General features: G+C 71.2%; 21 protein-coding genes. 9 read left to right on the forward strand and 12 right to left on the reverse strand.

All coding sequences use genetic code 11. The annotated features are described in order from the left end of the window. Positions 1–56: 56 nt before the first annotated feature. Both ctaD and CGL27_RS42820 read left to right on the forward strand, forming a co-directional pair. Positions 57–1,721 carry a cytochrome c oxidase subunit I gene (gene ctaD, locus CGL27_RS42815; RefSeq protein ID WP_119992930.1) on the forward strand — a complete coding sequence of 555 codons (1,665 nt, stop codon included), beginning with the start codon at positions 57–59 and terminating at the stop codon, positions 1,719–1,721. Positions 1,722–1,723: 2 nt separating this feature from the next. Beyond that, positions 1,724–2,071, forward strand: coding sequence for a hypothetical protein (locus CGL27_RS42820; protein ID WP_237299782.1), 348 nt, complete (start codon positions 1,724–1,726; stop codon positions 2,069–2,071). Here CGL27_RS42820 and CGL27_RS42825 read toward each other — a convergent pair. From CGL27_RS42825 to CGL27_RS51175, 6 genes are all read right to left on the reverse strand, one after another. Beyond that, positions 2,058–3,965, reverse strand: coding sequence for a transglycosylase domain-containing protein (locus tag CGL27_RS42825; protein WP_119992931.1), 1,908 nt, complete (start codon positions 3,963–3,965; stop codon positions 2,058–2,060). The two genes, CGL27_RS42820 and CGL27_RS42825, sit on opposite strands and share 14 nt — an antisense overlap. Positions 3,966–4,103: 138 nt before the next feature. Next, a complete protein-coding gene (locus CGL27_RS42830; RefSeq protein WP_119992933.1) occupies positions 4,104–5,372 on the reverse strand; it encodes a HAMP domain-containing sensor histidine kinase in 1,269 nt (422 codons plus the stop codon). Position 5,373: 1 nt separating this feature from the next. After that, entirely contained in the window at positions 5,374–6,147 is a 774-nt protein-coding gene (gene cseB, locus CGL27_RS42835) for a two-component system response regulator CseB (protein WP_078639027.1), read from the reverse strand. After that, positions 6,144–6,926 (reverse strand): hypothetical protein, encoded by a 783-nt coding sequence (locus CGL27_RS42840; RefSeq protein ID WP_119992935.1) that lies wholly within the window; start codon positions 6,924–6,926, stop codon positions 6,144–6,146. Before CGL27_RS42840 ends, cseB begins: the two co-directional genes overlap by 4 nt. Before the next feature lie 147 nt (positions 6,927–7,073). Then, entirely contained in the window at positions 7,074–7,697 is a 624-nt protein-coding gene (locus tag CGL27_RS42845; protein WP_237298491.1) for a LuxR C-terminal-related transcriptional regulator, read from the reverse strand. Between the two features lie 299 nt (positions 7,698–7,996). Beyond that, the gene (locus CGL27_RS51175; RefSeq protein WP_205587840.1) at positions 7,997–8,494 is read right to left on the reverse strand and encodes a hypothetical protein; all 498 of its coding nucleotides are present in this window, start codon (positions 8,492–8,494) and stop codon (positions 7,997–7,999) included. Between CGL27_RS51175 and CGL27_RS42855 the strand changes: the two genes are divergently transcribed. The 4 genes from CGL27_RS42855 (at position 8,487) to CGL27_RS42870 (ending at position 14,830) form a co-directional block, all read left to right on the forward strand. Continuing rightward, on the forward strand, positions 8,487–8,780 hold the full coding sequence (locus tag CGL27_RS42855) for a hypothetical protein (protein WP_078639024.1): 294 nt from the start codon (positions 8,487–8,489) through the stop codon (positions 8,778–8,780). The genes CGL27_RS51175 and CGL27_RS42855 overlap by 8 nt on opposite strands. Positions 8,781–8,859: 79 nt before the next feature. After that, positions 8,860–13,392, forward strand: a complete 4,533-nt coding sequence (locus CGL27_RS53320; protein WP_119992939.1) for an HAD-IC family P-type ATPase — start codon at positions 8,860–8,862, stop codon at positions 13,390–13,392. Between the two features lie 92 nt (positions 13,393–13,484). Continuing rightward, on the forward strand, positions 13,485–13,718 hold the full coding sequence (locus tag CGL27_RS42865) for a DUF6296 family protein (RefSeq protein WP_078639022.1): 234 nt from the start codon (positions 13,485–13,487) through the stop codon (positions 13,716–13,718). 110 nt (positions 13,719–13,828) lie between these two features. Beyond that, a complete protein-coding gene (locus CGL27_RS42870) occupies positions 13,829–14,830 on the forward strand; it encodes a sigma-70 family RNA polymerase sigma factor (RefSeq protein WP_119992941.1) in 1,002 nt (333 codons plus the stop codon). On the opposite strand, the gene CGL27_RS42875 is transcribed toward CGL27_RS42870, so the two are convergent. From CGL27_RS42875 to CGL27_RS42890, 4 genes are all read right to left on the reverse strand, one after another. Further along, on the reverse strand, positions 14,729–15,181 hold the full coding sequence (locus CGL27_RS42875; protein ID WP_119992943.1) for an STAS domain-containing protein: 453 nt from the start codon (positions 15,179–15,181) through the stop codon (positions 14,729–14,731). The two genes, CGL27_RS42870 and CGL27_RS42875, sit on opposite strands and share 102 nt — an antisense overlap. Before the next feature lie 173 nt (positions 15,182–15,354). Continuing rightward, the gene (locus CGL27_RS42880) at positions 15,355–16,056 is read right to left on the reverse strand and encodes a glycoside hydrolase family 75 protein (protein WP_119992944.1); all 702 of its coding nucleotides are present in this window, start codon (positions 16,054–16,056) and stop codon (positions 15,355–15,357) included. 147 nt (positions 16,057–16,203) lie between these two features. Beyond that, positions 16,204–17,043, reverse strand: a complete 840-nt coding sequence (locus CGL27_RS42885; RefSeq protein WP_119992947.1) for a class II fructose-bisphosphate aldolase — start codon at positions 17,041–17,043, stop codon at positions 16,204–16,206. Positions 17,044–17,121: 78 nt separating this feature from the next. Next, positions 17,122–18,015 carry an SIS domain-containing protein gene (locus CGL27_RS42890; protein ID WP_119992949.1) on the reverse strand — a complete coding sequence of 298 codons (894 nt, stop codon included), beginning with the start codon at positions 18,013–18,015 and terminating at the stop codon, positions 17,122–17,124. A 127-nt stretch (positions 18,016–18,142) separates the two neighbouring features. Here CGL27_RS42890 and CGL27_RS42895 point away from each other — a divergent pair, with 127 nt between their 5' ends. Continuing rightward, on the forward strand, positions 18,143–18,928 hold the full coding sequence (locus CGL27_RS42895) for a DeoR/GlpR family DNA-binding transcription regulator (protein ID WP_078647110.1): 786 nt from the start codon (positions 18,143–18,145) through the stop codon (positions 18,926–18,928). A gap of 30 nt (positions 18,929–18,958) precedes the next feature. Here the strand turns inward: CGL27_RS42895 and aroQ are convergent, their stop codons facing one another. Both aroQ and CGL27_RS42905 read right to left on the reverse strand, forming a co-directional pair. Continuing rightward, on the reverse strand, positions 18,959–19,432 hold the full coding sequence (aroQ, locus tag CGL27_RS42900; RefSeq protein ID WP_078639016.1) for a type II 3-dehydroquinate dehydratase: 474 nt from the start codon (positions 19,430–19,432) through the stop codon (positions 18,959–18,961). Positions 19,433–19,509: 77 nt separating this feature from the next. Then, a complete protein-coding gene (locus tag CGL27_RS42905; RefSeq protein ID WP_119992952.1) occupies positions 19,510–21,327 on the reverse strand; it encodes a coagulation factor 5/8 type domain-containing protein in 1,818 nt (605 codons plus the stop codon). Between the two features lie 441 nt (positions 21,328–21,768). Between CGL27_RS42905 and CGL27_RS42910 the strand changes: the two genes are divergently transcribed. Beyond that, a complete protein-coding gene (locus CGL27_RS42910; protein WP_119992954.1) occupies positions 21,769–22,884 on the forward strand; it encodes a DUF1996 domain-containing protein in 1,116 nt (371 codons plus the stop codon). A gap of 84 nt (positions 22,885–22,968) precedes the next feature. Continuing rightward, positions 22,969–24,717 (forward strand): discoidin domain-containing protein, encoded by a 1,749-nt coding sequence (locus CGL27_RS42915; RefSeq protein ID WP_119992956.1) that lies wholly within the window; start codon positions 22,969–22,971, stop codon positions 24,715–24,717. Positions 24,718–24,766: the final 49 nt, after the last annotated feature.

The following is a 24,766-nucleotide window of genomic DNA, read 5'->3' on the forward strand; positions in this document are numbered from 1 at the left end:
AAATAGGCAACAGCTGTCGGAGTGACGGTTCGAGGGGCGCCGGACACCTAGCGGTCATGAGGAACAACACCGTTGTCGCGGCGGGACCGGCCGCCCCGCCGTCGCGCCGTCCCGGCCCAGGGTCCACGGCCGTCAGATGGCTGACCACCACCGATCACAAGACGATCGGGACGCTCTACCTGATCACGTCGTTCGCCTTCTTCTGCATCGGCGGGGTGATGGCGCTGCTGATGCGCGCCGAGCTGGCCCGGCCGGGCACGCAGATCATGTCGAACGAGCAGTTCAACCAGGCGTTCACCATGCATGGCACGATCATGCTGCTGATGTTCGCCACCCCGCTGTTCGCGGGGTTCGCCAACTGGATCATGCCGCTGCAGATCGGTGCGCCCGATGTGGCGTTCCCGCGGCTGAACATGTTCGCGTACTGGCTGTATCTCTTCGGCTCGCTGATAGCGGTGGGCGGGTTCCTGACCCCGCAGGGCGCGGCCGACTTCGGCTGGTTCGCCTACTCCCCGCTGTCGGACGCGGTGCGTTCCCCCGGGGCGGGCGCGGACATGTGGATCATGGGTCTGGCCCTTTCGGGCTTCGGCACCATCCTCGGCTCGGTCAACTTCATCACCACGATCATCTGCATGCGCGCTCCGGGCATGACGATGTTCCGCATGCCGATTTTCACCTGGAATGTGCTGCTGACCGGTGTGCTGGTGCTGCTGGCCTTCCCGGTGCTGGCCGCCGCGCTGTTCGCCCTGGAGGCGGACCGCCAATTCGGCGCGCAGGTCTTCGACGCGGCCAATGGCGGTGCGCTGCTCTGGCAGCATCTCTTCTGGTTCTTCGGTCATCCGGAGGTCTATATCATCGCGCTGCCGTTCTTCGGCATCATCTCCGAGGTCATTCCGGTCTTCTCCCGGAAGCCGATGTTCGGCTATATCTCGCTCATCGCGGCGACGGTTTCCATCGCGGGCCTTTCGGTCACCGTCTGGGCGCACCATATGTATGTCACCGGCGGTGTGCTGCTGCCGTTCTTCTCCTTCATGACGTTCCTGATCGCGGTGCCGACCGGTATCAAGTTCTTCAACTGGATCGGCACGATGTGGAAGGGGTCGCTGAGCTTCGAGACCCCGATGCTCTGGGCGATCGGATTCCTCATCACCTTCGTCTTCGGCGGTCTGACCGGTGTGCTCCTGGCCTCGCCGCCGGTGGACTTCCATGTCTCGGAGACCTACTTCGTGGTGGCCCACTTCCACTACGTCATCTTCGGCACCGTGGTCTTCGCGATGTTCGCCGGATTCCACTTCTGGTGGCCCAAGTTCACCGGCAAGATGCTCGACGAGCGGCTGGGAAAGATCACCTTCTGGACCCTCTTCCTCGGCTTCCACGGCACGTTCCTGGTGCAGCACTGGCTGGGCGCCGAGGGAATGCTCCGCAGAATTCCCGACTACCTGGCGGCCGATGGCTTCACCACCTTGAACACCATCTCGACCATCAGCTCCTTCGTCCTCGGCCTGTCGTTCCTGCCGTTCCTCTACAACGTCTGGAAGACTGCCAAGTACGGCGAGAAGGTCGTCACCGACGACCCCTGGGGATATGGCCGTTCCCTGGAATGGGCGACCTCCTGCCCGCCGCCGCGCCATAACTTCGTCAGCCTGCCGAAGATCCGTTCCGAATCCCCCGCGTTCGACCTGCACCATCCCGATGTCGGCCAGAAGGAGAGTGTGGCGTGAGTATGGCCAGAGCCGCCGAGCCCCCCGGTATCGCCGCCGGAATCAACCAGATCGAGGGCTATCTGCTGCTGCAGACGGAGCGGGACGCGGCCCGGGAGCGGGCCCGCCGCCTCACCGCCCGGCTCGACTGGCTGACCTCCGGCCAGCGGGCGGAGGTCGAGCGGCTCTACATCCAGGACCAGCTGGCCGTCACCGAGCAGACCCTGCGCAAGGTGGTGCGGCGCTGTGAGGAGCTGCGGGCGGAGTACCAGGAGGTCTACCGCACGCTGCGCCGCCGGCTGCTCCTGGTCTGCCTCCTCGGGGCCGCGGCCCTGGCCGGCGGCTTCGCCGCCGCCCTCACCGTCCGGTAGGCGCCATCTGGGTCGGGTTCGGAATCGCCCCGGTCCCGGAGCCGGAGTCGAACCAGACCGCGGGCACATTGCGCAGCGCCTGGTCGGTGTAGTCGGTCCAGAGGTCGGCGACCCGCTGGGCACTGGCGTTCTTGAGCGGGATCTGCTTGCGCTTCTCGGCATCCTCGCCGAAGAGGGCGACCGCGGTGACCAGGTCCGGGGTGTAACCGACGTACCAGGCCGCCCTCTTGTCGTCGGAGACCCCGCCCTTGCCCGCCGCGGGCCGTTTGACGGCGCGTACCGCGTCCTTACCGCCGTCCGTGATGAGACTCCGGGTGACCAGCTCGGCCGCCGCGGGGGCGATCGCCTGATCGCCCACGGCCTTCGGCGGCCCGGCCGTTTCGTCGCCGCGCCGTGCGGACTTCACGATGCTCGGGGTGACCCGCTTGCCCTGGTGGTTGAACGAGGCGTAGACACCGGCCATCTTCAGCGGGCTGGAGCCCATCAGACCCAGCCCGACCGACTCCTTGGTGCCGAAGCCGCGGTCGGTGTCCATGCCGAGGGCCCGGGCGGTGCGCTTGATCTCCGGCAGTCCGCCGGCGTCGGGCCCGTTGCGCATCTTGGCGTCCATGGAGGCGGCTTCGGTGACCGGCTGGAAGGCGGAGCCCACCTGGTAGTCGCCGCGCGTCGCGTTGGACAGATAGTGCCGGGTGTAGTCCCGGCCGCCGTAGAGCGCGAGGATCCGACCGTTCTTCGGGTCCAGCGAGACCGCGCCGCCCTGGGTGGCGGCGGCGTCCGCACGAGCCTGCTTCTTCTCGGCGGAACCGTCCGCCCGGGGCTTCCCCTTGGCGGAGCCGTCGAGGCCCTGCCGCATCGTCTTCTCCAGCGCCCGCTGTTTGGCCGGGTCGACGTTGAGGGTGATGGTCCAGCCGCCCGCGGCGAGTTCCTGTTCGCTGACGCCCGAGGCGATCAGCTCATTGCGGGCCGCGTCCACGAGATAGCCGGTCTGGCCGTCGAGACCGGGGGCGGGCTTGGGGTCGACCGGCACGGGGAAGCGCATGTGCTTCCGCTGCGCGGGGTCCAGCCAGTGCACGTCGACCATGTTGTCCAGCACATAGTTCCAGCGCCGGGTGACCAGACGCTTCGCCTTGGGGCTCGCGACGGCCCAGTCGTACTGGCTGGGGGCCTGCACCAGCGCCGCCAGATACGCGCCCTCCTCGACCGTGAGGTCGTCGACGTCCTTGTCGTAGTACGCGCGGGCGGCGGCCTGGATGCCGTAGGCCACGCGGCCGAAGAAGCTGGTGTTCAGATACCCCGCGAGGATGTCCTCCTTGGAGTTGCGCTGGTCGACCTTGAGGGAGATCACCAGCTCCTTGATCTTGCGGCTGGCGGTCTGTTCCTGGCTCAGGTAGTAGTTCTTGACGTACTGCTGGGTGATGGTCGAGCCGCCCTGAGTGCCCTTGCCGGCCACGGTGTTGACCAATCCCCGCAGAAGGCCCATCGGGTCCACGCCCCGGTCCTTGTAGAAGGACTTGTTCTCCGCCGCGACGAACGCGTGCTGCACGCCCGTGGGTATCCGGTCGAGGGTGACCATCTCGCGGTTGATCTCGCCGGTGCGGGCGAGGATCGTGCCGTCGCTGTACTTGTAGACGTTGCTCTGCGCCTTCGCCTGGGCGTTGGCCTTGGGAACGTCGATGGAGTAGTAGAGCACGGTGAACGCCCCGATCAGCAGGGCGCACAGGCAGGCCACATAGGCGATCAGCTTCTGCCAGGTGAAGAACCGCCGGATGCCGGTCCGCTTCGGCCTTCCGTGTCTCTTCGCACCGCGCTGTCGGCTCGGGGGTCTGGTGTCCCGCGGCGTCTGCTCCGAGTCCGGGGTGAACCGTTCGCGTAGTGCCGTGAGGGGACCTGCCATGCCGATTGCTCCTCCATCGATCCCGGCCGCGAGGATTCGCGGGGGTCGGCGCCATCCTCCTCAGCGAAGATCTTCGGAACGGCAACGGGCGATCTCGGGCGGGGCTCGACCGCTTCTCGACTTCCGCTCGACGGTGTATCAGCCGTGTATCGGTCCGGGCTCGGGCCGCTCCGGCAGGTGCAGCGTGGCGACCGCGCCGCCGTCCGGTGCGTTGCCGAACGTGAGCGTGGCGCCGAGGACCTGAGCCTGTCCCGCCGCGATGGTCAGTCCGAGACCGTGGCCCCGGCCCCGCTCCCGGACCCCGGTGCGGAACCGCTGCGGACCCTTCTCCAGCAGATCGTCCGGATAGCCGGTTCCATGGTCGCGGACGGTCACGGTCCGGCCGTCCGCCGCCACCGTCACCTCGACCGGTTCACGGCCGTGGCGATGGGCGTTGACCACGAGATTGGTGACGATGCGGGTCAGCCGGCGGGGATCCGTCCACACCTTCGGGCCGTCCTCGGGGGCCTGAGGCTCGCTGTCCTCCGCGTCGGCGGTGCGCAGGCATGCCGACAGCCCGGTGCCGGCGATGGCATCGTCGAGCACGGGTCCCAGCGGGCAGGGCGACAGATCGGCCTCCTCGGCCCCCGCGTCCAGCCGGGAGATCTCCAGCAGATCCTCGACCAGTGTGCTCAACACCCGCACCCGGTCGCGCACATAACCGGCCGCCTCCCCCGGCGGGAGCAGCTCGGCGGCGGTGACCAGGCCCATCAGCGGAGTGCGCAGCTCATGCGCCACATCGGCGGTGAACCGCTGCTCGTCGAGCAGCCGCTCCTGCAGCGCGGCGGCCATCGAGTCCACGGCCCCGGAGATCTCGGCGATCTCGTCGTGCGGGCGGGCGGCGGCGGAGATCCGGGCGTCCAGGTCCCCGGCCGCGATCCGCCGCGCGGTGGCCGCCGCGAGCCGCAGCCGCCGGCTCATCCGCTCGGCGGTCAGTACGCCCAGCGGCAGCACCACGGCGGTGGTCATCAGTCCGGCCAGGATGATGTTGGTGTCCAGCGCGCCGATGTTGCGCATCGCGGTGCTCATGTCGACGCGTACGGACAGGACCTGGCCATCGGCGGGCCGGGCCGCCCACATCGCGGGCCCGTCCGGGCCGGTGGTGAACTCGGTGCCCTGATGCCCCTTCTTCACCAGCCGCCGCAGACCCTGCGGCAGCCCGGGTGCGTCCATCACCGCACCGGAGCCCTGGACGCCGCCGGTGCGGGCGTAGCTGAGCGCGGCACGGTCGAGCGTGGTCCGTGCCCCTTCGCGCGCCTGGGACAGTTCGCGGTCGCGTGAGGCATGGTGCACCAGCACCCCCACCGCGGCCGCGGCGGCACAGGTCGCCGCCGCCACCAGGGCCACGATCCGCCATCTCAGCGTCATATCAGCGCCGCAGCTTGTATCCGAAGCCGCGGACCGTCTCGATCCGTTCGGCGCCTATCTTCGCCCGCAGCCGCTGCACATGGAGGTCGACCACCCGGGTGTCGCCCTGCCAGGCGTGGTCCCAGACCCGGCTGAGCAGCGTACGGCGCTCCAGCACCACACCGGGTGAGCCGGCGAACTCCAGCAGCATCCGTAGTTCGGTGGGGGTCAGGGCGAGCGGCTCTCCCGCGCGGCGCACCTCCATGCCGAGGGTGTCGATGGTCAGATCGCCGAAGACGAGGGTGTCCGGCCCGGCCGCGCCGTCCGGCTCCGCGGCCCCGTTCCGCGTCTCGGCGTGCGGGGCGCGGGCCGCGGGGGTGAAGGAGGCGCGGCGCAGCAGCGAGCGGATACGGGCCACCAGGACCGCGCTCTCGCACGGCTTGATCACATAGTCGTCGGCACCCGCTTCGAGACCGGAGACGACGTCCAGGGCGTCCCCGCGGGCGGACATCATCAGGATCGGCGCCAGGCTGAACTCGCGGACCCTGCGGCACAGTCCGATGCCGTCCAGCTCGGGCAGCATCACATCCAGGAGGAGCAGATCGGGCTGCTTCTCACGGAAGATCTCCAGGCCGGTGAGACCGTCGCCCGCGGTGAACACCGTGAAGCCGTACCGCTCCAGGGCCATCCGCACCGTATTGCGGATCACCTCGTCGTCCTCGACGAGCAGCAGATGTGCCTCGGTCGGGGAGCCGGTGCCCGGGACGGGACCGGGCGGGAGGAAGCCGGTGGTCATCGCGTCGCCCTCGTCTCCGTACGGGGGCCCGGGGCCGCCGTGCTGCTGCTGTCCGGCGTTGGTTCCGGTACGACAGCCGGGTCGGCCCCCGGCTCGTTCGCCCGGGGGTCCGCGTCACCCTCGGGCGTCACGGCCGCCATGACGCGGCCGTTCCAGCGGAAGCGCGTGGTGACCCGCCCGTCCTGGCCGGTCGCGCTGATCAGCAGATCGCGGCCGAAGGTTTCGCCGGTGAGCCCCGGCGGGCCCCAGTAGATCAGCACGGGGCGGACCGTGCGGCCCGAGGCCGTGTAGACCTGAAGCAGCGTCCGCTCGAGTCTCGGCAGATCGACCGCCACCACCAGTTCGTCCTTGCCGTCGCCGGTCAGATCGCGGTGGACGGGGCCCCGCAGCGGGCAGTCGCCACTGCCCGGGCACACGGAGATCTCTTTTTGCACCAGCGATGGCACATTGGGGTCGTTGACCAGCAGGTCCTGCGCCGAGACGGCGGTCAGTCCGCCCGAGGGCAGCCGGAGTCTGCTCACCGGCAGATAGCGGTCGAAGTCCGGCTTCTGACGGGGCGACGACGTGGCCGAGGGAGTGTACTGGGGCCACAGCGGAACCGCGCTCTCCGGCGCCGACAGTGTGGGCGCCGCGCCGTCGTCCCGCGCCCCGGACTGGGCCGCGCACCCCGCGGCGGTCACGATGGCGCACGCGGCCGCCACGGCGGACAGAAGGCCGCGTGGCAGCCGAGGGCGGGGGCGTCGTCGCGCGGTGCGCGACGCGTGGGGGAGTGAACGCATGGCCGTCCCAGACTACTGAGCGGCGGACGCGTTTCACGCCGGGCCCGTGGAGTACCGGCCGGTAGGGGTGGGGGCGGCCGAAGGCGACAGGCCCGGGGCATGCCGCCCCGGGCCTGTTCGGAGTGACGTGGTGTCACATGACCGGCCTTATTTGACGAATTCCGGCCGCACCCGGGCCGGCCAGGTGCCCACGGTCAGCATGCCTGCCGCGTAGGCGCGCGAGACCAAGGCGGCCCGGTTGGGTGCCTTCATCTTCCGCAGCATCGATCCCACGTGGTATTCGACGCCCTGTCTGCTCAGGTAGAGCTTGGCGGCCATCTGCACGGTCGACGCGCCGGTGGCCACTCCCTCGAGTATCCGGGCCTCCAGCGGCGAGAGCAGCTTCTGGCTGGTGGGGGCGGGTGCCTCCTCGGGTCGTTCGTCATCCGGTTTGACCATGACGACGATGGCCGAGAGCCGGTCGGACCGGCCCTGGATGGCTGTGCCGGTCAGCTTGCCCGAGAACACCTGGCCGCGTGAGTGGCAGCCGAGGACGCGCTCGGTGAAGCGGGTGCGCCGTCCGTCGTGCAGCCGCGAGAAGTGTTCCCGCAGGACGGAGGAGGTGCTGGGGTGCAGCAGGTCGAACAGGCTGCGGCCGCACAACTCAGCGGAGGATGCGCCGAAATGTCGGCAGAAGTCCTCGTCCCCGGCCACCACATGGAGGTCGGGGGCGAGTGTGGCCATTCCGGTGGCGTGCCGCGAGGCGGCGGCGGGCACTGCCTGTCCGGGCACCCGAGGGGCACTCTGAGCGCTGTGGGGGAGGGCCAAGAGGAGTCACCGCTTTCAGTCGGTTCGTGACGGAGTGGTCAGTCCGTCTCGGGTCAACCCCCAGGTGACGGAGGGTCGGCGCACAGCGGGCCACGCAATGCGCCGTACCCCAGGGGGAATTCAGTGACGGGTGTTAGATCCGCTTCCTGGTGTATACCAACGCTACAGTGACTGTGGGGTGCCCGTTTTCAACAGAGTCGTGCCCGCTTTCTGCCCGCTTTGCTGATGGAACCGGCGGGAGGCGGGAGCCGCTGGTGGGAGCGCTACGCCGCGGCCTTGGCCGACTTGCGCGTCTTGGCGCGACTCCCCGAGCGGCTGCTCTTCGAATTGGCGCGACTCCCCGAGCGGCTGCTCTTCGAGCGGCCCTTGCTGCGGCCTTCGGTGCCCTTCTCGGCCGGCGGGGCCATGATGCCGCCCTTGCGCAGCACCGCATAACCTACCCCGATGCCGACGGCCACCGGCCATTCGATGACCTCCACGGCACCCAGCGCGCCGAGCCCCACGTACAGCGGGAGTCCGCCCTTGGCGGGCAGTACCCGGCGGGCCATCTCGACCGGCTTCAGGGCCGCCCTCGCCGCGCCCCCGGTCGCACGGGTGGTGGCGTGGCCGACTGTGTCGAAGGTCTCCTTCGTGGCGTGACCGACGGTGTCGAGGGTGCCCCTGGTGGCCTGACCGACGGTGTCGAGGGTGCCCCTGGTGGCGTGGCCGACGGTGCCGAGGGTTTCCTTCGTGGCGTGGCCCATGGTGTCGAACGTGGGCATCGTGAGGGTCAGGCTGCGCCTGCCGTCACTGCGCGACGTCTCCATGGCGCCCTTGGTGCCCTTGGCGGCCTTCGCCGTCCGCTGTCGCTGCGTGGTCTTCGATGGCCTGGTGGTCTTCGTCGCCTTCTTCGGCTGCGAAGACTTCGACGTGGCCGACGTGGCTGCCGCGGCCTGGGACTTCGTCGACTTGCCGCCGCGCCCCGGTGCCGTCTTCTTCGCGGCTGTCGAGGAGCTGCGCTTGCGTGAAGTAGCGGGAGTGGTCACTGGTCTCACGTCCACACGGTGATGACGAATTGAATCTTCTTCCTATTTAAGGGTAATAGGGATGAACCGGGCAGGCCGCCCGGGGAGCGGAGGTTCCCTCGATGTCACCGCTGTCACCGCTGCATCTGTCCCTGGCGACGCTGAAGCTGCTGCCCTTGCCACCCCTGCAGCTCCTCGCGCCCGTCAAGGCCGGTGTGGCCGCGGGTGTGCGGGATGCCGCCGGAGCCGTCGGGCGGCTGGTCCGGCCCTCCCAACGCGGGATCTGGTCCTACCCGGGGCGGTACTACATCGAGGTCCGCGGGGTGCACGGGATCGGGGGCGAGCAGGTGGCCCGGCGGGTGGAACGGGCCCTCGAGGAGCATCCGCGGGTGCAATGGGCACGGGTCAACGCGCCCTCCGAGCGGGTCGTGGTGGCCGTGGGCAAGCCGCCCCCGTCCGAGCAGGACCTGATCGCACGGATCGAGCGCGCGGAGGTCCAGGAGCCCGTCGCGCCCACCGAGGAGTTCGACGAGTGGGCCCCGGAGCCGCGCCATCCCTCCGGCGGTGCGAAGGACGCCCAGTCGCTGGCCGTCGTGGCGGCGGACGTCGTGGGGCTGGGCGTGGCCACCGCCCTGCGTCTCACCCCGTGGCTCAAACTGCCGAACGAGGTGGCCGCGGCCCTGTCCATCATCCAGCACCACCCCCGCCTGCGGCGGCTGGCCCTGGCCATCACCCGCGGGCAGCCCACCGAGGCGGCATTGCCGGTGCTGACCGCGCTGACCCAGGGCGTGGCCACCCGGGGCGGCGGGCTCGCGCTCGACCTCGTCCAGCGGGCGGCCCTGTGGCGGGAGGCGGAGGCGGAGGGCCGGGCCTGGGCGGCGATGGAGCCACAGCTGGTGCACGGCCCTCAGGACGTGGTGGCCGAGCCGATCGTGGTCGAGCGGCCCGGAAAGCCTCCCAAGGACACCATGGAGCGCTTCGCGGAGCGCTCCATGGCCGCCGGGGCCGCGGCCGGCGTCCTCGCGGCCCCGTTCGCCGGTCCGCGTCGCGGATTCGCGGTCGCATTCTCGTCCGTGCCCAGGGCGCCGGGGGCCGGCCGGGAGGGGTTCGCGACCAGCCTCGGCCAGTTTCTCGCCCTGCGCGGCGTCCTCGCCATGGACCGCAGCAGTCTGCGGCGGCTGGGCCAGGTCGACACCGTGGTGCTGGACGAGGCGGCGCTGCGCGGCGACCGCTACGAGCCCATCGACCTGGAACTCCTCGGCGGCGCCGACCCCGAGTCGACCGCCGAGCGGCTCTTCGACCTCTTCGACCCCGATGAGCCCCTGGAGACCCGCCACGACGACGGATGGGTACTCGGCTCCCTGGACCGGCTGGAGCTGACGGGCCGCACCGGGCAGCAGACCGCGGCGCGGCTCCGCCGCAGGGGCAGCGAGCGGGTGCTCGGTCTGGCCCGGGGAAGCACGCTCCAGGCGGTGGTGGGCCTCGCCCCGCAGACCGTGCCGGGCGCCGAGGCCGTGGCGGCCGCCGCCCGCCGGGCAGGATCCCGCATCGTCCTGGCCACCGACCGGCCCCATCCCACGGGCTTCACCTTCGCCGACGCGGTGGTGCCCTCCGGCCGCCGCCTCGTGGCCTCCGTACGGTCCCTGCAGGCCGACGGTGCCGTGGTGCTGCTGCTCTCCGGCAACCGCCGGGCCCTGGGAGCCGCCGACTGCGGCGTCGGCGTGCACCGGGACGGCGAGCCCCCGGCCTGGGGCGCCCATCTGCTCGTCGGCGCCGACCTGGAGTCGGCCGGGCTCATCGTGGACGCCGTGGGCGTGGCCGCGCGGGTCGACCGGGAGAGCGCCCTGCTGTCCGGGGGCGGCAGCGCCGTCGGCGCGGTGGCCGCCCTCCAGGCAGCCCCGAACCAGGCCACCGCCCGCGCCGCGGCGGCGGGCACCACCGCGGGGACCCTGGCCTTCGCCCTGGGCCACTGGCGGGCGCGCCAGCTCCTCGCCCGCCCCATGGACCCGCCGGTGACCACCACCCCCTGGCATCTGATGCCCGTCCCCCGGGTGCTGGAGCGCCTGGAGGCCGACCACGACGGCCTCACGCCGGAGGAGGCGACCGCCCGCACCGCGCTGGGGCCGCGCCGCGGCGAGCCCACCCGCACCACCCTGCCCGCCGCGTTCATCGAGGAGCTGGCCAACCCCCTGACCCCGGTCCTCGCCGCCGGGGCCGCCCTGGCCGCCGCCGTGGGCTCACGCACCGACGCCGCACTGGTGGCCGCCATCACCGGCATCTCCGCCCTGGTCGGCGGATTCCAGCGGGTCAGGACCGAGCGGGCCCTGGCCGAGCTGTTCGCCCGCTCGGCGATCGGCGCCCGGGTCCGCCGGGGCGGTACAGAACGCCTCGTGACCGCCGGGGACCTCGTCCCCGGCGACATCGTCATGCTGGGCCCCGAGGACGTGGTGCCCGCCGACTGCCGCCTGCTGGAGGGCGAGGGGCTCGAGGTCGACGAGTCCTCGCTGACCGGCGAATCGCTGCCCGTGAGCAAGGATCCGGCGCCGGTCGTCGGCGCGCACATCACCCAGCGCCGGTCGATGCTCTACGAGGGCACCACCGTCTCCGCGGGGCGCGCCGTGGCCGTCGTCGTGGCCACCGGACCGGCCACCGAGGTCGGCCGGAGCCTGGCCACCGCCCGCCAGGCCGCCCCCGTCACCGGTGTCGAGGCGCGGCTGACCTCGCTCACCCGGTCCAGCGTGCCCATCGCGCTCGGGTCCGCCGCCGCGGTCGCCGGCGCCGGGCTGCTGCACGGCCTCCCGCTCACCGAGAACCTCGCCTCCGCCGTCAACCTGGCCGTCGCGTCCGTCCCCGAAGGGCTCCCGTTCCTGGTCAACGCGGCCCAGCTGGCCGCCGCCCGCCGGCTGGCCGACCTCGGCGCCCTGGTCCGCAACCCCCGCACCATCGAGGCGCTCGGCCGCGCCGACGTGCTGTGCTTCGACAAGACCGGAACCCTCACCGAGGGCAACCTCCAGCTCGCGGCCGTCAGCGACAGCGGCGGCCCGCTCCCCGCCGACCGGCTCGACGCGCCCCGTAAGGCAGTGCTCGCCGCCGCCCTGCGCGCGACCCCGCCGGCCCGCCAGTCCGAGCCCATGGCGCACCAGACCGACCGCGCGGTGAGCGTCGGGGCCCGCCGGGCCGGGGTCGGGGTGCGGCGCGGAGCGCCCCGCTGGCGCCGTACCGACGCGCTGCCCTTCGAACCCTCCCGCGCCTACCACGCCACCACCGGGCGCACCGTGCACGGTCCGCTGCTCAGCGTGAAGGGCGCGCCCGAGGGCGTCCTGGACCGGGTCGCACGGCGGCGCACCCCGGGCACCGGCCAGGCCACCGAACTGGACGCGGAGGGCATCAGGAAGCTGGGCGAGACCGCGGAGGAGCTGGCCGGCGCCGGGCGCCGGGTGCTGGCGGTGGCCGAGCGGCGGATGCGGGAGGGCGAGGAGCTGTCCGACGAGGCCGTACGGGACCTGGACTTCCTCGGCTTCATCGCCATCGCCGACCCCGTGCGCACCAGCGCCGCCCCCGCCCTCGCGCGGCTGCGCGAGTCGGGTGTGCAGACCATGATGCTCACCGGCGACCACCCCGCCACCGCGGACGCCATCGCCGCCCCCATCATGGATCTCCCCGAGCCGAAGGTGTGCACCGGTCCGGAGCTGGACGAGATGGACGACGCGGAGCTGGACGAGCTGCTGCCGACGGTGGACGTGATCGCCCGGTGCAGCCCGCACCACAAGGTCCGCATCGTCCAGGCGTATCAGCGCCTCGGCCGGGTGGTGGCGATGACCGGGGACGGCGCCAACGACGCCCCCGCGATCCGGCTCGCGGACGTCGGGATCGCCCTGGGGCGGCGCGGCACCCCCGCCGCGACCGCCGCGGCGGACCTGGTCGTCACCGACGACCGTCTGGAGACGATCGTCTCGGCCCTGATGGAGGGGCGCGCCATGTGGGCCTCGGTCCGGGCGGCCCTCGCCATCCTCATCGGCGGCAACTTCGGCGAGGTCACCTTCAGCGTGGCCACCTCCGCCCTGACCGGCACCACACCCCTGAGCGCCCGTCAGATCATGCTGGTCAACCTGCTGACCGACCTCGCGCCCGCGCTCGCCATCGCGGTGCGTGAGCCGACCGGGCACACCGGCGAACGGCTGCTCAAGGAGGGCCCGAGCCGCTCCCTGGGCGCGGCGCTGACCAAGGAGATGCTGCTGCGGGGCGTCATCACGGCCGCCGGGGCCGGACTGGCGTGGACCGGCGCCCGGGTCACCGGCAGAAGCCGCCGGGCCGGTACGGTGGCGCTCGCCGCCCTGGTCGGCACCCAGCTCGCGCAGACCCTGACCACGGGCGGCCTGGACCGGCACGTCCTGGTCGCGGGCCTTGGCTCCGCCGCGGTGCTCGCCGCCATCATCCAGACCCCGGGCGTCAGCCAGTTCTTCGACTGTACCCCGCTCGGCCCGGTCGCCTGGGCCATCACCCTGGGGTCCATCACCGCGGCCACCCTCTTCGGCCCCATCCTGGCGCCGCTGCTGCGCCTCGATAACACGCCCCATGAAACGGATCAGGCGGAGGGCTCGGCGGAGAGCGCGGACGCCGCCGACGGGGCGGAGGTCGCCGCCCCATCGCGGTGACCACCGAACCTCTTGCGCTACCCGGCCCGAGCGATAGTGTTGAATGTCCCGGTTTGAGATGACGAGGGCGGGTCGGTGCTGAGGAGGGCGTGATGCGGAGCCCGGAGAGGTATGAGCTGATCTTCGCGGATGCGGCCGTCCCGGGGGCCGAGGACGTCGTGGTGGTGCACCGTACGGACAGCAGCGGTCCGGGCGGGCACCCCGTGTACGCGGACGACACCGGCATCGTGCGGGCGGAGATCAGCGACCGTGCGGAGGTGCGGATGATCGCCAGTGGCGGCCAACAGGTGCACGCCGCCGCGGTCAGCGCCCGCCCGGTGGCCTGAATCACCCGTCCGATGCCCGATGCGTCTGTCGTCTCCGCAGGTCGGCGCCATTGTCAGTGGTGCCCGCTACGTTTGCCCCATGGGAGTCCGAAGAGCGATGAGGTGCGGCGATGAGTGATGTGGCGGCGGTGGACGGCGCGACCGGTGTCGAGCTCCAGTTGGAGCCGTACCGCACGCAGCTGACCGGTTACTGCTATCGGATGCTGGGCTCGGCCTTCGAGGCCGAGGACGCCGTCCAGGAGACCATGGTGCGCGCCTGGCGGGGCCTGGACCGCTTCGAGGGCCGCTCCGCGCTGCGGTCCTGGCTCTACCGCATCGCCACCAATGTCTGCCTGGACATGCTCAACGGGAGCAAGCGCCGGGCCCGGCCCATGGATCTGACCTCCGCGGCCACCCCGTTCCCGGCCGCGCTCGCCGAGCAGCCGGAGGCCACCTGGATCGGGCCGGTCCCGGACGGCCAGGTGCTGCCGGCCGGGGGAGACCCCGCCGAGGTGGCGGCCCAGCGGGACGCGGTGCGGCTGGCGTTCATCGCCGCGCTGCAGCATCTGGCGCCCCGCCAGCGGGCGGTGCTGATCCTGCGCGAGGTGCTGGCGTGGAAGGCGAGCGAGGTCGCCGAGCTGCTGGGCACCACCGTCGCGTCCGTCAACAGCGCGTTGCAGCGCGCCCGGGCCACCCTCGCCGCGAGCGAGCTCAGCGACTCCGACCCGGTCAAGCCGCTGGACGAGGAGCAGCGCGCCCTGCTGGCCCGCTATGTGGACGCCTTCGAGCGCTATGACCTGGACTCCCTCACCGCCCTGCTGCACGAGGACGCCACGCTCTCCATGCCGCCGTACGAGCTGTGGCTGCGCGGCCACGAGGACATCCGCCAGTGGCTGCTGGGCCATGGCATCGGCTGCCGCGGCTCCCGTCTGGTCCCGACCGTGGCCAACGGCCTGCCCGCCTTCGGCCAGTACCGTCCGAGCGGCGCCGACGGCGGTCATGAGGCCTGGGCGCTTCAGGTCCTCGAGATATCAGGGGGCCGGATCACCGGGCTCAACTCCTTCCTGGACACCGAGCGCCTCTTCCCGCTGTTCGGCCTCCCCGCCCAGCTCGAGCCCCAGGGCGTGGCCTGACGCCAGGGCGGGCCCTGACGCCGCGGGGGTCGTCAGGGCCTCGTCCAGCCCCGTCCAGGCGAGCAGCCGCCGCAGTTCGCCGCAGGCGTTGCGGAGCTGGATCCCGCGCCCCAGCCGGCCGGCGGTCAGCCGCAGCCGGGCCAGGGCCTCGACCACGGCCAGGTCCGGCCGGCCCACCCCGCCCACGTCCACGGTGACCGGTCCAGGACCGGCCCGGCGCGCCAGCGCGGACAGCCGTTCGCACAGCCGCTCCACCTCGGCGCGGGTGACCGGCCGCCCCAGGACCAGCACGGCCGGGGACGGCACGGCCGGGGACGGCGTGGGCGGCTTCTCGGGCTCGGGACGGGCCAACGTCCACCTCCTGTCGTGGTGTTCACCGGTGAAGACCGCCCGGCCGGGGAAAAGTCATCGGCCGCGTCCCTCCGGCCGCGCCCCGCGATGCCGCCGCCCGGCGGACGCACAACTGTGGTGCACGGCCGTCAGGGGCCGTGCACCACAGTCCGTTCGCCGCCGGGGTGGCGGGGTCAGTTGTTCTGGATGAACTGCTTCGCCAGGCCGTCGCCGACCGACACGGCCTTGTCGTGGTTCTCGATGGGGGAGACGGAGGAGTTCTTGAAGACGATGTACGTCACCCCCGATTCGGTGCCGCCGGTCTCCGGGTCGGGGTCGATGCCGAGGGCGTTGGCCGTGGCGTAGGACGCCTCACCGATGATGTTCGTCGGCCCGGTGTCGCCCACCACCGCGTACTGCACCTTGCTGTTGTAGATGACCGCGACCACACCGCCGCCCTTGATGCCGGACTTGGTGTAGTCCCAGGTGGAACTCGGGCTCGGCACCACGACATACGGCAGCTTGTCGGCGATGAGGGGCTTGCCGTCCGACTGGTGGAAGGCGGTGTCGTCCTGGAACCACGGGTCGGTGTCCCCGTTGCACCGGGAGGTCACCTGGCCATCGCAGTCGATGTCCATGTCGGCCTTCCAGAAGACCGCCCCATTGGCACCGCAGACCGGGATGTTGGCCGATGTCTCGTCGTCGGTGCGGTACTTGCCACTGGATATCTGTGAACAGCCCTGCACCTTGGCGAGCAGCTGCGCCGCGGTGACCGTGCCCTCCTTGGTGGACGCGGGGGCCGGCGCGGGGCCCCGGGTGGTGGCATGGGCGCCGGCGGTGACGGAGCCGGCCAGCAGTCCGGCCGCGGCGAGTACGAAAGCGAAACGCTTGCGCATAGGACACCCCTTTGTTAGGAACCTTTCCTAACCTCGTCGGGCATCCTGGCGAGTTGATAGGCTCATGTCAATACACCCGCCGGGGGAAAGTCGATGCGTGATACCGCGTGAATCGGCGGCGTTCGGAACATTTACCGGCAGGCGCCCTCAGTGCGTGGCCCGCACCAGCTTCAGCAGCCGGGTCACCTCGCGCGCCACCGCGTCACGCGCGGCCGCGACATAGCGGCGGGGGTCGACCACCTCGGGGTGGCCCGCGAGATGGTCGCGGATCGCCCGGGTGAAGGCCACGTTCAGATGGGTGGCGATGTTCACCTTCGTCAGCCCCGCCTCCACGGCCCGGGTCAGATCCGCCTCGGGCACCCCGGAGGAGCCGTGCAGCACCAGCGGTACGGGCACGGCCGCGCGCAGCGCCGCGACCAGCGGCAGATCCACCACCGCGGCCTTGACGACCATGGCGTGCGAGGTGCCCACCGCGACCGCGAGCGCGTCCACACCCGTCGCCGCCACATAGGCGGCGGCCTCGGCCGGATCGGTCCTCGCCCCCGGTGCGTGGACGCCGTCCTTGCCCCCCACCTCGCCCAACTCGGCCTCCACCCACACCCCGTGGGCATGGCAGTCGGCCGCCACCTCGGCGGTCGCCGCCACATTGCCGTCGTACTCCAGGGCCGAGGCGTCGAACATCACCGAGCCGAAGCCGAGGTCCACCGCCTCCCGCACCAGCTCCGGCCTGGTGGCGTGGTCCAGATGCACGGCCACCGGCACCCGCGCCGCGCGGGCCACCTCCACGGTCGCCCGGCCGATGGCGGCCAGGGCGCCGTGATACCGCACCGCGTTCTCGCTGATCTGCAGGATCACCGGCGCGCCCGCCGCCTCCGCCCCGGCCACGATCGCCTGGGCATGCTCGATCTGGATGACATTGAACGCACCCGCGCCGAGCCCGGCGCGTGCGGCCGTCCCGACGATCTCCCCGGTGGCCACCAGCGGCATCTACCGGCTCCTTCCGCCCGTTTCCATGTTCTGGCCGTTTCCGTGTTCGTTCGGTTCCCGTGTTTCGTCGGCCCCGGCTCAGCCGAGGATCACCGAGCGGGTGAGATGGCGCGGCTCGTCGGGGTTCAGCCCGCGCGTCGCCGCGATCGCGACCGCGAGCCGCTGCACCACCACCAGTTCGGCCAGCGGGTCGCGGCCGAAGCCGGCGACCCGGCCGCCGGTGCGGGTGATCTCCTGGTCCGCCACATCCGACGCCCCCTCGCCCAGCCACCACACCACGCTCCGCGGGCCGGTCACGCTGATCGGGCCGTGCCGGTACTCCTTGGCCGGATATGCCTCGGTCCACGCCCCCGCCGCCTCGCGCATCTTGAGCGCGGCTTCCTGGGCGACCCCGTAGGTCCAGCCCCGCCCGAGGAAGGTGAACTGCCCGGCGTCCACGAGCGCCCCGGGCAGCGGCTCGGCGAGCGCCGCCTCGCCGTCCGCCTCCAGGTGCTCCAGCGGCGCGCCCAAGTGGGCGCGGAACAGGGCGAGTTCGCTGGTGGCCCAGCGGGTCTGCACCACCGACCGCTCATCGGCGAAATCGAGCACTACCGCGGCGTCCGCGGCGCCCACGACCGGGGAGTCGGGGACCGCCGTGATGACGGTGGTGGGCACCCGGCCGCGCACCGCGCCGAGCAGCTCCAGCACCTCGGTCGTGGTGCCGGACCGGGACAGTGCCACCACCCGGTCGTAGGCGCGGCCGGGAGGCATCTCCGACGCCGCGAAGGCGTCCGTCTCGCCCTGGCCGGCCGCCTCGCGCAGCGCCGCGTACGACTGGGCGATGAACCACGAGGTGCCGCAGCCGACGACGGCGACCCGCTCACCCGGCCGGGGCAGCGCCGCCCGTACGGGTCCCTCCGGATCCCGGGCCAGGGCGATGGCGCGCCGCCAGCAGTCGGGCTGGCTCGCGATCTCGACCTCGGTGTGGCTCATGGGACTCCCCTCGTCGCACGGCTGACCCGAGCACTATTCATGCGCGGAGTTGTTTCGTACGAGCAGATAATGCGCAGGATCACGCATGAAAGTCCAGAGCCGATGTGCGCGGGGTAGGGTGATCGACGTGAAACGGCCCGAGCGCTGGAACGCCCTGCTGGATCTGCTGACCAGGGACGGCAGGATCGATGTGGAGGAGGCGGCCGCCGAACTGGCGGTGTCCGCCGCGACCATCCGCCGCGACCTGGATGAGCTCGCACAGCAGCAGATGCTGACCCGTACCCGGGGCGGCGCGGTCGCGCAGAACCTCTCGTACGACCTTCCGCTGCGCTACAAGACCGCCCGGCGCGCCTCGGAGAAGCAGCGGATCGCCGCCGCGGCGGCCCGGATGGCCGAACCGGGCTCGATCGTGGGTCTCAACGGCGGGACGACCACCACCGAGGTCGCCCGCGCCATCTCCCTGCGCGGCGATCTGTCCGCCCCGGGCGGCGGCCCGGCCGTCACGGTCGTCACCAACGCCCTGAACATCGCCAGCGAGCTGGCGGTACGCCCCCAAGTCAAGATCGTGCTCACCGGCGGGGTGGCCCGTCCGCAGTCCTTCGAGCTGATGGGGCCGCTGGCCACCGGAGTGCTGGGCCAGGTGTCGCTGGATCTGGCGATCCTCGGCGTGGACGCGCTGGACACGGTCCAGGGCGCGACCGCCCACCATGAGGGGGAGGCCAGCATCAACCACCTCATGGCCGGCCGGGCGGCCCGGGTGGTGGTCGTGGCCGACAGCTCCAAGCTGGGCCGCCGGGCGTTCGCCCGGATCTGCGCACTGGAGGAGATCGATGTGCTGATCACGGACACCGGCGCCGATGCGGAGCTGGTCGCTCCGTACACCGAGGCCGGTGTCCGCGTGATCAGGGCCTGACGCGCCGGACGGGCCCGGAGTGCCGGACGCCTACGCCTTGGCGGCGGCCAGCAGGGCGGCCACCCGCTCGACGGCGAACGCGTAGCCCTGGACACCGCATCCGGCGATCACCCCGTTGGCCAGCGCGGAGACGTAGGAGTGGTGCCGGAACGCCTCCCGCTGGTGGATGTTGGAGATGTGCACCTCCACGATCGGCAGACCGTCGCAGGTCGCCAGGGCGTCGCGCAGCGCGACGGAGGTGTGGGAGTAGCCCGCGGGGTTGATGATGACCGCCGCGTGGTGCTCACGCGCCTCATGGACCCAGTCGATCAGCTGCCCCTCGTGGTTGCTCTGCCGGCAGTCGGTCGTCAGACCGTGCGGCGCGGCTGTCACGGCGACCAGCTTCTCGATGTCGGCCAGGGTGTCCGTTCCGTAGATCTCGGGTTGCCGACGGCCCAGGAGATTCAGATTGGGCCCGTTCAGGACCATGATCGTGGAACGGTCGCGCACGGGGGTGGTCGCCATGGCGTGGTGGTCCTTCCTGGGCGGTCGGTACATCGAGGGCGGTTCACCGGGGACACCGGCCCGCGACGCATCGTAGATCAGGGATATGACACCACGGTCGACGGCACGGTGGTGGTGCCCGACGTGGGAGATCCGATGTCATTGATGACGCGTTCGTACTGGCCCTGGCCGCCGAGCGAGACGACCAGCAGATTGTGGAACTTCACCCCCGACGTGTTCGGGGCGGCGAAGCCGTGGTGCTGCACGATGCTCGGGTCGACGTTGTAGTAGCAGTAGCTGCCGAGCCCCCATCCCTCGTGCGTGGTCACCGAATCGGCCACCTTGTAGGCCGCGTAGCCCTTGATGGAGCCGTTCTGGATGGCCGCCTGGTTCGGGGCGTCGTACGCCTTCTCGTTCTGGAAGAAGATGGTGCGGCCCCGCTGCCCGTACCACTGCACGTCGTACTTGTTGAAGTGCTCCACGAACAGCCCCGTGGCGAGGACGTCGTCGCCGTTGACCCGGACTCCGTAGTCGGCGCGGTTGGTGTCCCAGCCGACCCCGTCACCGTGGTCGGCGCGCCAGACCCAGGTGTGGTCGACGATGGTGTGACGGCTGTTGATCACCATGCTGGTGGTGGCCTTGCCGGGGCCCGCGCCGCCGATGCGGATGAACACGTCCTGGACGGTGGTGGGGTTGGCGGAGTGGTCGGCCGAGGCTCCCTGCGGGCCGACCTCCAGCAGGGTGGTCGAGTTGACCGGTCCGGCGTCGATGAGGAAACCGGCCAGCCGCACCCCGTCCACATCGGCGACCTTGACCGCGGTGGCGCCGTTGTCGGGGATGAGCGTGGCGTAGCCGAGCCCGAGGACGACGGTGTTCGCCCGGTTCACCTGGATCGGCTGGTCGAGGTGGTAGATCCCCGGGGTGAGCAGCAGTTGCAGCCCCTGGGTGAGCGCCTCGTTGAGGGTGGCCGCGGTGACGCCGGGCTTGGCCACGTAGAACTGCGACAGCGGCAGCGAGGTGCCTCGGGGGGTGCCGTTGCCCCAGGTGACCCCGCGGGCGTTGGTCCGCTTCTCGGGCAGGAAGACCCGGTACTCGCTGCCGTCGAGGTACAGGAAGGGCTTCTCCCGGGAGACGGGGGTGGTGTCGAGCGTGGTGTACGGCGGGTTCGGGAAGCTCTGCCCGGGGGCGCCCTCCACACCGGAGAACACCATGTTCCACACGCCGTTGAGCCAGCTGCCGATCGCGCTGTCGCGGGTGTACCACTGCTGCTGGGAGTACGGTCCGACCTGGCCGTCGATGCGGCTGTCCGCGATGTAGCCGCCGCTCGCCCAGCCGTAGCCGTCGGGGGAGAGGTTGAGCCCGCCGCGGACGTGCATCCGGCGGAAGGGCGCCGCCTGCGCCACCGCCCAGCGGTTGGTGCCGTTGACAGGGACGACCGCGAGGTTCTCCGCCGAACGCCAGAAGTTCTGGGTGGCATTGCCGTTGAACCACCCGGCGTCCACCGTGATGTCGCCGTTGATGGTCGTGTTGTCGGGGGACAGCCCCAGCCCGGCGATGGAGGTGTAGAAGCCGATCTGGGCGTTGAGCCCGCTGTAGGAGCCGGGCTTGAACAGCAGGGCGTAGCGCCCGGTGCCGAACTGCGCCGACTCCTGCTTCTTGAACACCTCGTCCAGCTTGGCCTGGATGCCGGGCGTGGACGGGTCGAAAACGATGACGTTCGGGCCGAGGTCGCCGCCGCCCGGCAGGGCCCGCGGGCTCCTTCTCCGGCCCGAGGGGGCGGCGGACGCGGGGGTGGCCAGGCCGGCGAGGGCGGGGGCCGATGCGACGGCGGCCGCGGCGCCGAGCACCGCCCGGCGGCCGACCGGGGAGCGGCCGGAGGAAGAAGGCGTGGCAGGAGGCGTGGGGGAAGGCGTCATGGGGGCGTCTCTCCTGGTTCAGTAAATGAACGGGATGGGGGTGAGGGAGCGCTCTCTTGCCGTCGCATGCTTCAGCCATGTGAACGACTCGTCAAGAGTTGTGACCGCAGTCTGTGCGTGTTGTTGCCTTTTGAACATCAACTGGCCTGGAAATTCAGGTAGTTCGGACGCACTTGAGTCGGATTCGCGTCCGCTCGAGTCCATGGATGTTGTGTTCAAGAGGTAAGCGGAGTCGGCGTCTGATCCTTTCCGCTCGACGCCTTGACACCTTTGCCTCCTCGCCCGGACACTCCGGTCTTGGAGAGCGCTCTCCCACTGTTGTCGCGGGCCCATGACGGCCCGTCATGCGGGCGGCCCGGCCCGCACCCACGGCGTCGCGAGTCCTCGCCGTGTACGGCCGCCCGGCCACCTTCACCCTCTCTCCACGTGGCAGGAGTCTCCATGGCACGGAGATCGAAGATCGTTTCAGGAACCCTGATCGCAGGCGCGTTACTGCTGACCTCGCTCGGGCTCGGTGGCATCGCGATGAGCGCCGAAGCGCCACCGGCGAAGCCCACGAGCGGCGGCGTCACGGCCCCCGCGGGCGGCGGCGTCACGGCCGCCCACGCGGGACATGTCATGGCGGCGCCGTCGTCCTCCTCGCCCGAGGACCCGGACGGCGACGGCTACATTCCCGCGAACCCGCCGGTCACCGGCGTCACACCGTCCACGAAGGAGCCGCCGCACCGCTACTTCCACGAGTTCCAGGCCAACTGCTCGGTGAGCCACACCAAGGCGGACGACCCCATCGTGTACCCGCAGCAGCCGGGCGCGTCCCATGACCACACCTTCATGGGCAACACCACGACCGACGCGGCCAGCACCACGGCTTCCCTCGACGCCGGCCGCACCACCTGCAAGGCGCCGGGGGACAAGTCGGGCTACTGGATGCCCACGCTGTTCAACGACGACCGGCCGGTGCTGCCCATCGGCCCGCAGACCATCTACTACAAGGCGGGCGTGACCGACTACACCAGTGTGCGGCCGTTCCCCAAGGGGCTGCGCTTCGTGGTGGGCGACCCGATGCAGACCGCCGAGGAGTTCCGCCGCCACCCCGGCTTCGTGGAGGGGTGGGAGTGCGGCGACAGCTTCTTCAACGTCGAGTTCCCCAAGGACTGCCCGAGCCGGCCCGATGTCCAGCTCAACATCCGTTTCCAGGCGCCCAGTTGCTGGGACGGCAGGTATCTGGACACGCCCGACCACCGCAGCCATATGGCCTACCCCGTGGTGAACCCCGGCACGAACAACAACGTGTGCCCGGCCGACCACCCGGTTGCGCTGCCGATGGTCGAGTTCAAGATGGCTTTCCCGGTCAACGGTGACCTCTCGCACGCGAGGCTGGCCAGCGGCCCGAGCCGGTCGTTCCACTACGACTTCTTCAACGCCTGGGACGCGCCCACGCTGAAGGCGCTCGTCGACCACTGCGTCGTCGGGGCGCTGCAGTGCGACGCCCGCGGCTACGACCAGACCCACCCCGAGGCCGGAGCGACCCTGGACGAGAACTACGAGCTGCCGTGAACCACGGCCCGGCCGCCGGTGCGCACACCACCGCGGCCGGGCCGTTCGCACGCCACTTCCCCCGACACACCGAAAGACACCACCATGACCCGGACCCGTACCGCCCCACGCCGTATCGCGGCGCCCCTCATCGCCGGTCTGCTGGCCACCGGCGCCCTCGCGCTGCCCGGCCAGCCGGCACACGCCGCCGGAAGCGTCGTCAAGGTCACCGGCACCCAGGGCGACTGGCGGCTGACCGTGGACGGCCAGCCGTATCAGATCAAGGGCCTGACCTGGGGCCCCGCCATCGCGGACGCCGACCGCTATCTGCCCGATCTGCGGTCGATGGGCGTCAACACCCTCCGCACCTGGGGCACCGACGCCACCAGCAAACCCCTCTTCGACGCCGCGGCCGCTCACGGCATCAAGGTGATCGCCGGTTTCTGGCTGCAGCCCGGTGGCGGCCCGGGCAGCGGTGGCTGTGTGAACTACCGGACGGACACCGCCTACAAGGACCAGATGCTCGCCGAGTTCCCCAAGTGGGTCGCCACATACAAGGACCACCCGGGCGTGCTGATGTGGAACGTCGGCAACGAGTCGGTGCTCGGCCTGCAGAACTGCTACAGCGGCGATGAGCTGGAGCGGCAGCGCGATGCCTACACCACGTTCGTCAACGACATCGCCAAGAAGATCCATGGTGTCGACCCCGACCACCCGGTCACCTCCACCGACGCGTGGACCGGCGCCTGGCCGTACTACCAGCGGAACGCCCCCGACCTGGACCTGTACGCCGTCAACTCCTACAACGCCGTCTGCGACATCAAGGCCACCTGGGAGCAGGGCGGTTACACCAAGCCGTACATCGTCACCGAGACCGGCCCGCCGGGGGAGTGGGAGGTGCCCGACGACGCCAACGGCGTGCCGGAGGAGCCCACCGACCAGGCCAAGGCCGCCGGTTACACCAAGGCGTGGAACTGCGTCACCGGGCACCAGGGCGTCGCGCTCGGCGCCACGATGTTCCACTACGGCACCGAGGACGACTTCGGCGGCGTCTGGTTCAACCTGCTGCCCGCCGGCCAGAAGCGGCTGTCGTACTACGCGGTGAAGAAGGCGTACGGCGCGGACACCTCGCACGACAACACCCCGCCGGTCATCTCCTCACTGGCCGTGGACGGCGACCCCGCCAAGGTGGAGGCGGGCCGCGACCTGACGCTCATGGTCAAGGCCACCGACCCCGACGGTGACGCCCTCTCCTACCAGGTGCTGGGCAGCAGCATGTACCTCGACCAGGACAAGAAGCTCACCCCGCTGCCCGCCACCGACCTCGGCGGCGGCCGGCTGAGGGTCACCGCGCCGGACCGCCCCGGCGTGTGGAAGATCTACGTCAAGGCCACCGACGGCAAGGGCAACGTGGGCATCGAGACCCGTTCCGTACGGGTCGTCCCGCCCGCCGTGAACGGCACCAATGTGGCACTCGGCAAGCCGGCCACCGCCTCCTCGTACCAGACGGGCAGTGGCGACTGCCCTTGCCCCGCCGCCAACGCCGTGGACGGCAAGGCGGACACCCGCTGGGCGGCCGACTGGAGCGATCCGCAGTGGCTCCAGGTGGACCTCGGCGCGTCCACCCCCCTCACCCACGTCCAGCTGGTCTGGGAGGCCGCCTACGCCAAGGCGTACACCCTCCAGACCTCCGACGACGGCCAGAGCTGGCGCACCATCCGTGAGGTGACCGACGGCAACGGCGGCGTCGACGACTTCGACGTCTCCGGCACCGGCCGCTACGTCCGCGTCCACGGCACGGCCCGCGGCACCGGATACGGCTACTCGCTCTACGAGTTCGGCGTCTACCACTGATCCATGGCTGGTGGTGATGCGTCTCCCGGCGGTGGCGGGAGAGCGCTCT

Source organism: Streptomyces sp. 11-1-2 (assembly GCF_003595545.1).
In the GTDB taxonomy this organism is placed as follows: domain Bacteria; phylum Actinomycetota; class Actinomycetes; order Streptomycetales; family Streptomycetaceae; genus Streptomyces; species Streptomyces hygroscopicus_B.